We start from the raw sequence: 14,382 nt of genomic DNA on the forward strand, positions 1-14,382 counted from the left end.
CATGCGATACTTCGTAGATCGACGAGAAAACCCCAAAGGTAAAAGCCTTGGAAATCGCCAGCGGTTTGTTAAACGTGCACGGGCACGCATTAAGGAAGTTGTGGATAAATCCCTTAAGGACCGCAGCATTAAAGACCTTGCCACGGGGGAGAAAATCACCATTCCCTCCAAAGGAATTGAAGAACCCAAATTCTTTAATGATGGGCGCACAGGTAAGAAAGATCGTGTTTTTCCCGGTAATAAAGAGTTTATACCCGGCGATACCATTCCTCGTCCCCAAGGCGGGGCCGGGCAGGGGGGCGGCAAGGAAGGTTCTGATGATGGGGAAGGCCAAGATGATTTCAGCTTTACCCTAACGCGTGATGAATTCCTCGATCTGTTTTTTGAGGATTTAGAACTGCCAGACCTTGTTAAAAAATCCCTTACAGACGTGAAGAACTTTCAAACCAAACATGCGGGCTATCGCACCTCTGGCACGACTTCTAACATCACATTGGTGCGCACCATGCGCCAATCACTTGCGCGCAGAACAGCGCTAAAACGGCCCAAGAAAAAAGAAATTGATGAGATTGAAGAAGAAATCAATGAGTTAGAGTCAAAAAAACGCCTTGGGGTGAAACAGAAAGCACGGCTTGAGGAATTAAAGAAGCTTCATGTAAAATTGATGCGCAAACGTTCTGTTGTTGGATTTATTGACCCGATTGATGTGCGCTATCACGCCTTTGAAAAGGTTCCACAGCCCAATTCTAAAGCTGTCATGTTCTGCCTCATGGATGTGTCTGGTTCTATGGGGGAGCGTGAAAAAGATTTGGCAAAACGTTTCTTCTTGCTGCTTCATCTGTTTTTAGATCGACGTTACGAATATACCGAGATTGTCTTTATCCGCCACACGCATGTGGCCTCAGAAGTGGATGAAGAGACGTTTTTTTATGGGCGTGAAAGTGGCGGTACGGTTGTGAGCCGGGCCTTGGATGAAATGAAGAAAATCCTGCGTGATCGCTATCCAACAGACATCTGGAATGTCTATGGCGCCCAAGTCTCTGATGGGGATAACACAAGCGGGGATAGCGGGAACTGCATATCTTTGTTGAATGAGGACATCCTGCCTTTGGTGCAATATTACACCTATATCGAAGTGGTGGATGAAAACGAGATGGAGATTGTGCGCAACGGCGAAGGCGGGTCCTCACTGTGGAAGGCGTACCGCGATATTCGCGACGTGTGGCCTCTTTTCAAAATGGGGAAAATCGCACAGGCGGGTGACATTTATGGGGTCTTTAGGGAGCTGTTTGCAAAAGACCTGAAAGGGGCATCATAATGACAAAACAAGATATCAAACCCTTGTTTACACGCTCAGAATGGACCTTTGACCTTATGTCTACGGTCTATGAAGCCATTGAGGATATTGCAGAAAACGAGCTTCACTTAAACACATACCCCAACCAGATTGAGATCATTTCATCAGAACAGATGTTGGATGCCTATTCATCCATCGGCTTGCCCTTGATGTATAAACATTGGTCATTTGGTAAAAGGTTTGCGCGCGATGAACATAGTTATCGCCGGGGCTATGCTGGCTTGGCTTATGAAATCGTAATTAATTCCAGCCCGTGCATTAGCTATAATATGGAAGATAGTTCCATGGCGATGCAGACTTTGGTCATGGCTCATGCCGCCTTTGGGCATAATCATTTCTTCAAAAATAATTATTTGTTCCAGCAATGGACCGATGCGGAAGGGATTTTGGAATATCTGTCTTTTGCCCGTGATTATATTTCCAAATGTGAAGAGCGTCATGGGCGCGAGAGGGTGGAAGAAGTCTTGGACGCCGCCCACGCGTTGATGGATCAAGGCGTGTTTCGTTATCGCAGGCCACCCAAGCTTTCCAAAGAAGCGCTTCATAAAAAAGTGAAGGAGCGTGAGGAATATGAAGAACATACCTATAACGACCTGTGGCGCACTGTCCCTATAAATGAGGAAGAAGCGGAAGAGCCCTCAGAAAGTGATATTGAGAAAAAAAAGCGGCGCGATATGTTTAAGCTGCCAGAAGAAAACCTGCTTTATTTCCTAGAAAAAAATAGCCCGATTTTACAGACGTGGGAGCGTGAGGTTTTGCGTATTGTGCGCAACATCGCGCAATATTTTTATCCGCAAAAACAGACCAAGGTGATGAATGAGGGCTGTGCGACTTTTGTGCATTATACCATCATGAACCGCCTTTATGATAAGGGGTTGATCACGGAAGGCGCCATGCTGGAAATCCTCCATAGCCATACCAGTGTTGTGTTTCAGCCTGAATTTGATGATCCACGATATAACGGCATCAACCCGTATGCGCTGGGCTTTAACATGATGATGGATATTAAACGCATGTGTATGGAACCCACCGATGAGGACCGGGAATGGTTTCCTGATATTGCAGGTAATGGGAAGTGGCGCGATACATTATTGGATGCTTGGGCAAACTATCGCGATGAGTCTTTTATCTTGCAATATCTCAGCCCGCATTTGATGCGCAAGATGCGTTTCTTTGCCATTTTTGATGACAGTAAAAAATCAAATCTGGAAATCTCAGCCATTCATAATAATGCAGGTTACCGTGCTGTGCGCAATGGTTTGGCGGAAAGTTATAACCTTTCCTTACAGGAACCCGATATTCAGGTGATTGATGTGAATATGCGGGGTAATCGCACGCTTTATCTGCGCCATCGTGTGAAAAATGGTGTTTTGCTTTATGAGAAACAACGCGATGAGGTTTTAAAGCACTTAAAAGTCCTTTGGGGCTATGAAATTGTCTTAAAAGGAGAAGACCAGCAAACAGGCGAAGATATCTATATGGCAACAACAAAAACATCTTTTGATTGAGGCAGCTTTATCCATTTAAATTGAAACAACCTACTGCTCTTGTAGCGCTACTTACGTAAATATACCATATACTTGTAGGTAGTTACGGACACGACTTTAAGGTGGTACAATCTATGCGATGGGGAAGTTAGGTTGAGTCAATTTTAATGTTTGATAATATGCGAATTACAGCTGATCGCAGTTGCATGTACGTTTCAGATTTTTACGCTGAAGCATATGAAATTCATGAGCTTTTTGCTGCTTATATAGATGATGCTGATGGTTTTACTTACCATCAAAAGCGTCAGCATTTAAAACGTATTATCCTTTTGGCACGCGAGCATATTACCATCAAAAAAGAAGCTGTTTCAGTTGATGAAGTGTTGGAAAAAAACTGCAGTCGTGCCTTAAATTCCTCAAACACAGAAATCGAACTTGTAGAGTATTTAGTAAATAATGAGCCAGGGATTGGCACATTAGAAGCGGCCGTTATAAACTGGTATCAAAATAGCTTTATGCCCAGCGAGAAATCCTGTGCTTGCTGTAAGTTCAATGTGGTTTGGCATAAGTCTTAGTGACAGGCCCCTAGACGCGGCGGTCTTGATACCTACGTCGATCTACCCCGACACGTCTTTCATAGACAACACCTTTAAGCGGTGAGAATTTTTGCAGTAAACCATCAAACTCATGACTTGGGACTGGCTTGGAATAATAATAGCCCTGACCGATATGACAGTGGATTGTCTTGAGGAATTCTTCATGCTCAGCAATCTCAATACCTTCTGCAACAACCTTTAGGCCCAAGTTTTCTGCCATATCCATGATTGTGCGCGCAATGGCGGCATCATCAGGATCAACATGAAGGTTTCTTACGAAAGACTGGTCAATCTTCAGTGTATCAAGTGGGATGCGGCGCAGATAGCTTAGTGAGGAATAGCCTGTGCCAAAATCATCAATGGCTGTTGTGATCCCTAAATCGCGCAGCTCTTTTAAGGTGCGCATGCCTTGGTCCACATCACGCATCAACGAGCTTTCAGTGACTTCCAACTCAAGGTTTGTTGGTTTTAAGCCCGTTTCATCTAATGTCGCTTTTACATTTGAAAGCAGGCTTTCATCATCAAACTGTCGCCCAGATAGGTTGACCGCGACTTTTAAGTCAGTCGCGCCTTGATCAATCCAGTCTTTGGTATCTTGACAGGCGCGTCTTAGGATCCATTCCCCGATGGTGACAATCTGTCCAGTCTCTTCAGCAATGGGGATGAATTTTACAGGGGAGATAAACCCAAGGTCTGGATGTATCCAACGCACCAGTGCTTCCATACCTTTGATAAAGCCAGTCGATAGATCAATTTTAGGCTGGTAGTAAACTTCAAGCTGGTCATGTTCAAGGGCAAGGCGTAATTCACGCTCTAACATGTCACGTTCTTCTGCCTCGGCTTCCATTTCTTTGGAATAAAACAGATAGGGCGTGTTTTCATTTTGGCGCGCCGCAAAGGCTGCCATACCCGCATTTTTCACCAAGGCCGCAGGGCTATCGCAATCTTCTGGATAGCAGCTGATCCCGATGGTGCAGCCAATGACAATATCATTATCATCAATGTTAAATGGCGTGCTTAAGGCTTCTTCAACTTCATTACAAATTTGGTTGACGATCTCATCATGGGAAAGCCCCATGGTAATCGCAACAAATTTACCACCACCCCAACGCCCAATGATGTTGTAGGTGCCGATGGTTTCATTTAAGCGATTTGCAACGGCACTCAGCACATGATCCACCATCTGGTGACCGAACAGGTCGTTCACACGGTTGAGGCGCTCAAGCGTGATAAACAGGACAGAGCATTTAGTGTCGCTATCTGGACTTTCTGTGAAACGCTCAATCGTTTTTAGGATGAAATGGCTGTTTGGTAGCTTGGTTAATGGGTCATGGGTTGCTAAAAACGCCAGTTCTTCATGGTCGCGTTTTTGCGTTGTTACATCGCGGATAATGGCAATATAGCGCTGATGTTCCCCAAAAATCATAGACTTTATGGACAGGTCGATATCGATCTGATTGCCATCGTTTTTGATGCCCGTTGCTTCAAGCGCAGAACATTCCTTGATTTTCTTTTTAGGGTTTGCGTCTTTTTGAAGGTCTAAAAGTTGGATGAAGTCAAAAATATTCTTTTCAACGGCTTCACTGCGATCAAACCCAAAAATCGTTTCAGCTGAATTATTAAAGGATTCAATATTACCCGCCTCGTCCATCGTGATGATGGCGTCAGGGGCATTATCCACAATGCCGCTTAATCTTTCTTCGCGCTCAAGCAAGGCTTCAGCAGATTTTTTCTGCTGGCTGATATCCACAGCTTCAACCAACAGGCTTTCACCTTGTTCAGCATCCATATGGGCCACACCAATGATGACATCCATCAAGGTACCGTCAAGGGATCTGAATTTAAGCGGGAGGCGCTCATTGAGCTCAGCGAGCTCATCAAGCCCATCAATCAGTGGCACATAGTCAATATCAACAATACTTGCCATAGGGCGCCCAACAAGGCCGTCCGGGTCATTTGCACTGTTGAGAAGTTGGTCGCATGTGGGGTTGGTAAAGGTAATGACCCCGTCACTGATAACGAAAACCATGTTGGAAGATAGTTCAACAAGGCTTCTATAGCGTCGTTCACGCTGCAACAGGTTTTCAAGGGCCTGTTTATGTTCTGAGCGGTCCACAGCCTCAACCATATAAGTGTTGGGGCCTTCTTCTTCAATGGCAACTGCGCCGATTAAAACATGAATGGCGCGACCATCGCTGCCTAATAACTGGATGGGCAGGCGATCACCCGTTTCTGCCAGTTCCGGCAAGACTTCTTCAATGGCCTCGACCCAATCTTTTTGGGCAATGCTTGTAATATGAGTACCTTCAAGGCCATCTTCTTTCACATGCAAAAGCGTTTCTGCCGTTTTATTGGCAAAGGTGATAATGCCGTTGCTGACAGTGAGAATAATATCCATGGAAAGGTCGAGAAGTTTCTCATAGCGGATATGTTCAGTCTGTTCAGGTAACTTAGCTGTGCTTTGTTTGCGTCTGTTCTTAAGCAAGCGCGAGATACGTAACTGGGCCTCTAATGGATCAAAGGGCCGAATGAGTACTTCATCAGCAACCTTATCAAGGTACTCGAAGGCTTTTTCTTTTGTCTCAACAGAACCCACAACAAGGACTGCAGGAGAGCCTTGTGATGTTTTATCAAGTTCTAAGGAACCCTTTGCACCATCGCAGTCATAGATAATTAAATCGATGTTTTGGATGTCCCCACTACTTGGCATCTGTGATGCACTTTGAAAAAGGGAAATCCCCATTTCTTGCAGACAGGTGACAATGTCGCTTGGTTCTGATTTATCAACCAAAAGAACATTATGTGGGTTCATTATGACGCCGCTATCGTTTGTTGTTTTTTCTCGGTGCCCTATAGTGCCATATAGTTGAGGTAAATATCAATAAACTTCTCAGGGATAAGGTAAATACACGTCATTAGTTAAATTGCTTACCTGCTTGATAATTTATGATTTTTATCTCTAGAGAGTCCGGCTTTGAAAGCTTGTCGTAAAATCAGTGATTGAAACGTGGCTTTATAAAGGTTTGTGACAAATGCGCGAGCTGGTTTTTTTAACCAATCCAGACGGCCACTTCACAAGTTGCTCTATCCCATCAGGTCCTTCAAATGGACGTGTGTGGGGGGAGGGTATTTGCATCGATGGCTTGAACAAATTCAATTTGGTTTGTGCCAATATCTGCCCAATCACCCTCAACGCGCAAATGCACTAATGTTGCGGGGCTCATGGCAATAAACTGTGAACTCAGTTGACCGACAAGAACAGAAAGCCGCGGATTATGCCCAACCACCATAAGGCAATTGCCCTTAATTGGGGCTTGTTTGATGCTTTCAAGCACGTTTATAGGCGGGGCGTTATAAAGCGACTTGTCCTCTTCAATAATGGATGTGCCAAGACCCGCGGATTCACAGGTTATATGCGCTGTTGTCTTTGCGCGCATGGCTGTTGAGCTAATAATATGCTCAGGCTGTAAATCATTTTGGGAAAGCCATAGACCAATGCGTTGGGCATTGCGTTTACCCGTGTTGGTTAACTCACGGCTAAAATCCCCGTCTTTATGGGAGTTTTGGGTGTCACCATGGCGCAAAATAAGCAGGTCTTTTGGCATTTTTTCTTTCCCTGTTTAATTATTATAAAAGATGGGTAAGGCAATAGGATTTGGCAAATTCAAAATCAACGCAACCGCTTGCCTCATAAACTTTTACATCTTTAAGACCTGCCAAATAGGGCGCAGGGTCAAGCTTGGAATTACCTTTAAAAAAGGACCCATCGCTTAATTGATAAAACGGGCCGGGAGATTTCATGATGGCGGATAAAAGGTCGCTGCGCTCGGATAGGTCAACCTCCTTTATTTGGCAAGGCTCGTCACTGTCGCGTTTCCAGTTTAGGATAAGGAAGGTTTCCATATGTCCTTTATTTGCAATTTTGCCTTCACCGTAAATATCTTCAACAAACACATCGTATTTTTCTTCAATGTCCCAAAGCTCTTGTTGGGGGAGCTTTTCAAGTGTGGCTAAACGCTCACGGGGCAAGAGGTCTTTTAAATTTGCATCATGGATCATAGTGCCCGGGTTCACACGGGGCAGTTTGGGGATGCCATAGGCTGTGTTTTCATGGATAAACAGGCGATCATTAGTGAGGTATTGAATACCTTCTTTATCAAGCATATGCAGCATCAAGGTTGATTTTCCCCCACCAGAAAAACCCGCCATGCCAAGTACTTTGCCTTGAGAAACAAGGCCTGAGGCGTGGCAAATTAAGGAGCCTTTTTGAAGCAGATGGTTGATATATTGCACATTGATGTAATTGACGATCTGATTGTCATTTTCAAGGCAGGGGCCTGCTGCAATGTGGTGATTTGTACTTTGTAAAAACGTCATGCCTGTGCGCACTTTATGAACAAGGCGGGCATCCTCAAGGTCTGCACAAGAATCTTTGCGTCCCGTTTTGCCGGGTTCGCGCACCCAGTCTGAATATGCAAGGCCCAAGTCATTGAAGGGGCACTCAATGGCCTTTATCACACAGTTTGCCGGGCCGCTGCCTAAGACAGGGGCAAAATAGATGCCGATTTTTTCTAAAAGTTCAGATGAGTTTGACTGTAGGGCAACTTTAAAACCATCAAGGTCTAAAACAACTTCACCCTCATTAAGATTACTGCCCTTTAAAAGGGCATGGGCGGCTTGTTGTGCATTGTTCATTTCTGAATCTTCTTAAAAAATAATTGGAAAAGCAAGTTGCGCGATCGGCCTGACGTTAAACAAAAAAACGCAGCACTCCAATAAGAAACATGAAAAAGTTTATGGACCTTTTAGCTATGGGCTTGCATTATAATATGAAATTAGCGTCATGGACTTTTGCCTTATGAAAAAAACATCAGTATCGCGCCATGTGATTATGCCCGATATCTTGCGCATTTCGCGTTATGAAAAAGCGCCGGAATATGGGCCGAAGATTTTGTTTTTTTCTGGTGGGACAGCCTTAACGCAAACCAGCCGCGTTCTAAAAAAGTTCACCCATAACTCTATCCATCTGGTGACCCCATTTGATAGTGGGGGCAGTTCTGCCATTTTGCGCAAGGCTTTTGATATGCCTGCCATTGGGGATATGCGTTCGCGCATGATGGCGCTGGCTGATGAAAGTATCAGCGGTAGTCCCGAGATTTTTCAGCTGTTTGCTTTTCGTTTGCCCCAAAATGCCAAGAAAAAGGAACTGTTGGGCCAATTGGAAAGTATGGCAAATGGGAAGGATGCACGGGTTGCCGCCATTAAAAACCCCATGCGCCGCCTGATTAGAACGCATCTGTCCATGTTTTTGGAACATATGCCTGTTGGGTTTGACTTAAAAGGCGCAAGCATTGGTAATCTTATTTTAGCAGCAGGTTACCTTAATCATCGTCATCAACTTGATCCGGTGATTTTTATGTTTTCAAAACTGGTCAATGTTTTGGGCCAAGTGACGCCAATTGTGAATGATACCATGCATTTGGCAGTAAAGCTGGAAAATGGCGAGATGGTCTATGGTCAACATATGATCACGGGCAAGGAAGTCGAGGGACTTACCAGCCCGATTAAAGAATTTTTCCTTGTTGATAGTCTGAAAAAACCAGTTAAGGCACAGGCTAACTTGCAAAAGAAAAAGAAGAAAATGATCAATGAGGCAGATTTGATCTGCTATCCACCGGGCAGCTTTTATTCAAGCCTTTTGGCAAACCTGCTGCCAAAAGGCGTAGGCAGTGCGGTTGCTGAAACAAAATGTCCAAAAATCTATGCCCCAAGCCTTGGTCAGGACCCCGAGCGTATCGGTCTATCCCTTGATCAGACGATTTTTAAGCTCCTTGAGACGTTGAAAAATGATGTGGGTATTGATTGCCCTGCCTCAAGCCTTTTGACTCACGTATTTATCGATAGTGAGAATGGCGATAACCTTAAATCGGCAACCAAGGCAAGACTGAAGGCAGAGGGGATTGATATTATTGATACCCGTTTAGTCAGTCCTCATACAGCGCCATATTATGATCCGCAATTGTTGGTTATGGCATTGTTGTCTTTGACATGATGTTGTAGTGTCTGGCCTCAAACTTTTAACAGGTAGTGGGCCGATGACGAATTTTATCCGTATCAATAAAAAGAAAATTATCATTCAAGATGACGTAATCAGCGAATGGGCATTAAAGGCACTTGTTGATAAAGCTCAGGAAAATCAAATGAGTGTGGAGCAAATGGTAATCCAGTCCATTGCAAACCACTGGATGCAAAATGACAAGTTTCGAGGCAGCGACAAGGAAGTGCTCAATACACTTTTAAAGCTGGCCTATGATTTTGGCTATGATGCTTTCAAGATTGCCAACGGTAAAATCAAGGTTCAAGCCTTAGATGAAGCGCGCCGTGAACAAGTGGCCCCTGATGATATGGAGCTCTAGTTTCGCTTTCAGGCTGATGAGATATGTTGGCTAAAATAATGTCATATAAATAAATTTGCTTTTGGTGAAAAACTCACTTACTGTTCTTTTCGTGAGTTACGTTTTTTGCTCGTTGTTGGGATAAAAACAGAACTAAAGCAGACCTTTTGGTGGCGTTTTTAAAATGGTCACTTTAATCTGTTCCTTGAGTTCTCATATGCCTTCATTCGTAGAATATCGCGAACTCTTGACCTCCCTATTTATAGGGAATGACTAAAACAGATTAAATTAAGGATTGAATACCAATGGCTACTGGTACCGTAAAATGGTTTAACTCTACAAAAGGGTATGGCTTTATCGCTCCGGAAGAAGGCGGCAAAGACGTTTTTGTTCACATCTCTGCTCTGCATGAGTCCGGCATCCAAAAATTGGATGATGGTCAGAAAGTTTCTTACGAAATTTCTGTCAGCCGTGGCAAAGAAGCTGCTGCTGAAATCAAGCTTGTTGACTAAGCTGATTTACGAATTCAAAAAGAAGGCCTGTGGGATCACCTGCAGGCCTTTTTTTATTGCCAAAATAGAGCAATGCTCAGACTGCTGCACATGACGATCTGGCTTAACGCGCTGATGGCGAGCACGCCATTAAGATCTGATTTATCTGTAATGTTCCAGAAGCGATAGAGGGCGAACAACGTTATTAAAGCGCCGGTCAGGTGAAACTGGTTTGGGGCGATGGATAGGAGGATGGGATAGGGCAGAACCATAAGGCCGCTATAGAGGATTTGCGCCTGTTTTTCCCCAAGCACAATTGCAAGAGTCTTTCGCCCTGCAATCTTATCATTTTCAAGATCACGGTAGTTATTGAGCAAAAGGATCGCGCAAGCTGGTGCACCAATGGCTAGCCCATAAAAGATACCATGTTCAGGCCATATTTCTGTCAGCAAGAAATAGCTTGTGTTAAAAGCGATAAGACCAAAGAAAATAAAAACGAAAAGCTCCCCAAAAGGACTGCGAGAAATAGGGTATGGACCCGCAGAATAGCCATAAGCGCAAAGCACGCTCACAAGTCCAATACCTGCAATAAGCAAACCGCCTTCAATCATCAAGTAGAGGCCACTTAATGCCGCTATTATGAGAAAAAGAAAAGCCGCATTTCGTGTTTGAGTGGCTGTGGCAAGGCCGGCTTGGGTGATGCGCGTCGGGCCGATGCGGTCTTTTTGATCCGTCCCGTTCAAATAATCATGGGCATCATTAAAAAGATTGGTGGCAATTTGTATGGAGATTGCACCAAATACAATGGCAATTAAGACAGGATAGGAAATCCCCATATTGTGAAAATCTGCTAAGGCCCATGCCGTTAGGATTGGCATGACAGACAGGGACAAGGTTTTGGGGCGTATACCAAGCCAGAGGGCGAAGACGTTGGGAAGAAGCATTACTTCCACTTCTGAAGTGGATCTTTTCTATCTTCAACGCCGGCGCGAATGCTGGTGAGGTCAGCTTGCTCATAACAGGTGACTTTGCCCAGCTCATTATAACAATGAAGTTTTTTGTCTTTAATAAGTTGTGGGTCGTCTTCTTTACAATAGGTCAGGCCACGTTCTTTACGAATGGTGGAGCAATCTTTATTGCTTAAAAGGCTCATGGCATGATCGCCTAGGGTCTTATCAGAAACCATTGTTGAGACCGCTTCTGTGACCAGAAACTGTGTTGTGCAGGAAGATAGCAAAAGCATTGACGCAACGGCCATTGCGATTGGTGATTTTTGCCAAATAGGGTTTTTAAATAAGCTTTTCATGATCTGCACTGAACAATTGTTAAACTAATATCGCACCTAATATTTCACGATAAGGTTATTTTAGCGTTAATTCGAGGTAAAAAAAATAGGCAATATTTGCCTATCTTCCCCAGTTTTCTGCGGTTTTTGATGTGAGTGTCAAGCCGTTTGAATTTATTCTGTTTTTGCAAGGCCATAGCGTTAATATTTGTTGCTAAATGGCAAAAATGTAATGAACCCGTGACGGGATTCTGATCAGAACATGCACAAAATGGTTGTTTTTTATGTATAGGGGAGCACCAATAAAGGTAATAGACAACCGTGGTTATGTGAAGGCAGCTAGGGGGAGGAGGAGTTAATATGGTTGCAAGTCTCTGGCGCTGGACTGTTGAAACTCCAAGGTTCTACTTGAAAAAAACTTCACAGAAGAAGATGTAAAACAAAGAGATAGCACCTTTGGTGGTCTTGGAAGAATAATGAATGGCGCTGAGGCTGTTGAGGTTGAACGTTATTATGGCGATATCGCAATAGATAAACAGTTAGATAAAATTGTATCTTTTTGGTTATTTTAAATTGATCTTTAATATTTTGATTCTATGCTGCACTCAGATAGGTTTAGTAGGATCAAATGAACTGGACTCTTAAAAAGAATATCAAAGACAGTGATATCCTTGTGGTTGATGACAATATGGTCAATCTGAAGGTGCTGTGTAAGGTATTGGAAAGCAATGGTTATGCCACACGTGCTGCTTGCGATGGTGAGCAGGCGCTGGAAGCTGTTGCTGAAAAATATCCGGATTTGATCCTTCTTGATGTGCAGATGCCCGGTATTGATGGGTTTGAGGTTTGCACACGCCTTAAGGCCGATCGCAATACAAATGAAATTCCTATTATCTTTATTACGGCTTCTGATACGGTTGAAAGTAAGATTAAAGGTTTTGAGGTTGGCGCGTCAGATTATATTCCCCGCCCCCTTCAAATGCCGGAAGTTCTCGCACGGGTGAGTAACCAGCTGAAAGTTCAGCAATTCCACCGTCAGGGCGAAGAAGAAAAGAAACGTCTTGAAAATATGCTGGCCGCGCTGCCCATTCCTTATGTCCTATCTTCTGTAGAAGATGGCATGTTGCTGGAAATGAATGAAAAAGCGCGCAATGCAATGAAGATTGATGAAAAAGACGTGCGTGAAATAAATGCAGTTACACTTTATAAAAATCCTGAAGACCGTGAGCGTCTGTTAAATCACGTTAAACAAAAGGGATTGGTGACAAATCAGGAAGTTGATTTTGTCACAACTGAAGGTGAGACCATAACAACGCTTTATAATGCAACACCGTTAAAGCTCGGCACTGAAGATGTCTTCTTCGTGGCTTTCAATGATATTTCCAAACGTAAGGAAATGGAGCAAGCATTAGAAGTAGCGGCTTCTACGGATTACCTAACGGGTATTTTAAACCGCCGCGCCTTTAGTGAGCGTGCAATTGCTGAGCGCCAACGTGCAAATCGCAATAAGCACCCCATTTGCCTGCTCATGATCGATATTGATCATTTCAAAAAGATCAATGACACCCATGGTCATGATGTGGGGGATGAGGCCCTAAAAGTGTTGGTCGAGCTTATCGGTAAAGATTTACGTTCCAGTGATGCCTTGGGCCGTATCGGCGGGGAAGAGTTTGTTCTTTTACTGCCTGAAACTGAATTTGAAGGCGCAATTACGTTGGCAGAACGCATTCGTGAGCGCATTGAGGCTTATGAAATGGAATTGCCATCAGGGGCTAAAATGAGCATGACCGTCAGTGGGGGCTTGGTTGATTGGGATAAAGAGACCAGCTATGAACTTGCACTTAAAGAGGCTGACGACCTTCTCTATGAGGCCAAAAAATCAGGGCGCAATAAAATTGTTTTTGACTAACCGCGCATTTTTGTAAGGGCCTCGCTGTCGCGTACCATGGCTTCTTGACGCTCTCGTTCACGACGGGGGCTATTTTTTTCTGTATTTGCAAAGCGGAACTTTCCAAACAGCACACAGCCTTTCATGCCCGGATCACATTTTTTATCCGGTACATGCTCGCAGTTGCCTTTAACTTCGTTTGGACAGCTCCACCCGCTCATCACTCTTACTCCTCATCATTTTTCCCATGATCATCTAACCAGCGTGGATCGTCAAGAGCTTTACCTTTTTCTAATGTGAGAGGGGTGACGCCTGCCCATACAGGCAAGGCATAATCTTCCTCATCATCAACGGGTGGGCCAGTTCTGACTTTTGCAGATACTTCAACAAGATCAAACTCTAAAACAGTTGTGGCTTTAAGCTCTTTTGCATTTGGCTCCCTAATCTCATCAAACCGCTCTGGCGTGATCTTAAGCATCATGAGGTTTAGGAGGCGTTTTTTCTCATCCCTATTTTCAATGAGCTTGGCTTTAGAGAAAATCATCACGCTGCGATAGTTTGCACTATGGTGAAAGCTCGAACGCGCCATGACAAGCCCATCTAATATGGTGATGGTAATGCAGGCTTCTTCGCCCTTAATCAGGGTTTGAAACAGCCCGTTTTTTGACGAGCCATGAATATAGAGCTTGTTACCTTCACGCCAATGGGCGGTGGGTTGCACCATGGGGCGATCCATCATTTTTGCTCCTACATGGCAGATATAGGCCTCATCAATGATGGAATGGACCAGCTCAACATCATAGGAAGCCCGCTTATGGCCTCTTTTCATTTTTGTACGTTCACTCACCGGGTATGTAGACATGATTATTCTCCTTTCGCTTAA

14 protein-coding genes are annotated in these 14,382 nt (G+C 44.1%); 7 read left to right on the forward strand and 7 right to left on the reverse strand.

All coding sequences use genetic code 11. The features are described from left to right. Position 1: 1 nt before the first annotated feature. From MTBPR1_RS00065 to MTBPR1_RS00075, 3 genes are all read left to right on the forward strand, one after another. Positions 2-1,318 carry a YeaH/YhbH family protein gene (locus MTBPR1_RS00065; protein WP_069185518.1) on the forward strand — a complete coding sequence of 439 codons (1,317 nt, stop codon included), beginning with the start codon at positions 2-4 and terminating at the stop codon, positions 1,316-1,318. Next, entirely contained in the window at positions 1,318-2,865 is a 1,548-nt protein-coding gene (locus tag MTBPR1_RS00070; RefSeq protein ID WP_069185519.1) for a SpoVR family protein, read from the forward strand. The genes MTBPR1_RS00065 and MTBPR1_RS00070 overlap by 1 nt, the downstream gene beginning before the upstream one ends. Positions 2,866-3,011: 146 nt before the next feature. Beyond that, complete coding sequence (locus MTBPR1_RS00075) at positions 3,012-3,419, forward strand: hypothetical protein (protein WP_069185520.1); 408 nt, start codon at positions 3,012-3,014, stop codon at positions 3,417-3,419. 10 nt (positions 3,420-3,429) lie between these two features. Here MTBPR1_RS00075 and MTBPR1_RS00080 read toward each other — a convergent pair whose 3' ends face one another. From MTBPR1_RS00080 to MTBPR1_RS00090, 3 genes are all read right to left on the reverse strand, one after another. Beyond that, positions 3,430-6,252 carry a sensor domain-containing protein gene (locus MTBPR1_RS00080; protein ID WP_069185521.1) on the reverse strand — a complete coding sequence of 941 codons (2,823 nt, stop codon included), beginning with the start codon at positions 6,250-6,252 and terminating at the stop codon, positions 3,430-3,432. Positions 6,253-6,541: 289 nt separating this feature from the next. Next, positions 6,542-7,045 (reverse strand): SixA phosphatase family protein, encoded by a 504-nt coding sequence (locus tag MTBPR1_RS00085; protein ID WP_069185522.1) that lies wholly within the window; start codon positions 7,043-7,045, stop codon positions 6,542-6,544. A gap of 22 nt (positions 7,046-7,067) precedes the next feature. Beyond that, positions 7,068-8,135, reverse strand: a complete 1,068-nt coding sequence (locus tag MTBPR1_RS00090) for an HprK-related kinase B (protein ID WP_069185523.1) — start codon at positions 8,133-8,135, stop codon at positions 7,068-7,070. A gap of 163 nt (positions 8,136-8,298) precedes the next feature. Here MTBPR1_RS00090 and MTBPR1_RS00095 point away from each other — a divergent pair, with 163 nt between their 5' ends. From MTBPR1_RS00095 to MTBPR1_RS00105, 3 genes are all read left to right on the forward strand, one after another. After that, positions 8,299-9,492, forward strand: a complete 1,194-nt coding sequence (locus tag MTBPR1_RS00095) for a GAK system CofD-like protein (protein ID WP_069186042.1) — start codon at positions 8,299-8,301, stop codon at positions 9,490-9,492. Between the two features lie 43 nt (positions 9,493-9,535). Next, positions 9,536-9,856, forward strand: coding sequence for a hypothetical protein (locus tag MTBPR1_RS00100; RefSeq protein ID WP_069185524.1), 321 nt, complete (start codon positions 9,536-9,538; stop codon positions 9,854-9,856). 284 nt (positions 9,857-10,140) lie between these two features. Beyond that, positions 10,141-10,347 (forward strand): cold-shock protein, encoded by a 207-nt coding sequence (locus MTBPR1_RS00105; protein ID WP_069185525.1) that lies wholly within the window; start codon positions 10,141-10,143, stop codon positions 10,345-10,347. Between the two features lie 53 nt (positions 10,348-10,400). Here the strand turns inward: MTBPR1_RS00105 and menA are convergent, their stop codons facing one another. Together menA and MTBPR1_RS00115 are read right to left on the reverse strand one after the other, a co-directional pair. Next, entirely contained in the window at positions 10,401-11,270 is an 870-nt protein-coding gene (gene menA / locus MTBPR1_RS00110; protein WP_069185526.1) for a 1,4-dihydroxy-2-naphthoate octaprenyltransferase, read from the reverse strand. Next, positions 11,270-11,632, reverse strand: a complete 363-nt coding sequence (locus tag MTBPR1_RS00115; RefSeq protein WP_069185527.1) for a hypothetical protein — start codon at positions 11,630-11,632, stop codon at positions 11,270-11,272. The genes menA and MTBPR1_RS00115 overlap by 1 nt, the downstream gene beginning before the upstream one ends. Before the next feature lie 607 nt (positions 11,633-12,239). On the opposite strand from MTBPR1_RS00115, the gene MTBPR1_RS00120 reads away from it, so the two are divergent. Continuing rightward, a complete protein-coding gene (locus MTBPR1_RS00120; RefSeq protein WP_069185528.1) occupies positions 12,240-13,520 on the forward strand; it encodes a diguanylate cyclase in 1,281 nt (426 codons plus the stop codon). Here MTBPR1_RS00120 and MTBPR1_RS00125 read toward each other — a convergent pair. Both MTBPR1_RS00125 and MTBPR1_RS00130 read right to left on the reverse strand, forming a co-directional pair. Then, positions 13,517-13,720: a hypothetical protein gene (locus MTBPR1_RS00125; RefSeq protein ID WP_069185529.1), complete on the reverse strand. Its 204-nt coding sequence runs from the start codon at positions 13,718-13,720 to the stop codon at positions 13,517-13,519. The two genes, MTBPR1_RS00120 and MTBPR1_RS00125, sit on opposite strands and share 4 nt — an antisense overlap. Positions 13,721-13,725: 5 nt before the next feature. Further along, entirely contained in the window at positions 13,726-14,361 is a 636-nt protein-coding gene (locus MTBPR1_RS00130; RefSeq protein ID WP_069185530.1) for a pyridoxamine 5'-phosphate oxidase family protein, read from the reverse strand. Between the last annotated feature and the right edge of the window lie 21 nt (positions 14,362-14,382).

This window comes from Candidatus Terasakiella magnetica (assembly GCF_900093605.1).
GTDB lineage: Bacteria > Pseudomonadota > Alphaproteobacteria > Rhodospirillales > Terasakiellaceae > Terasakiella > Terasakiella magnetica.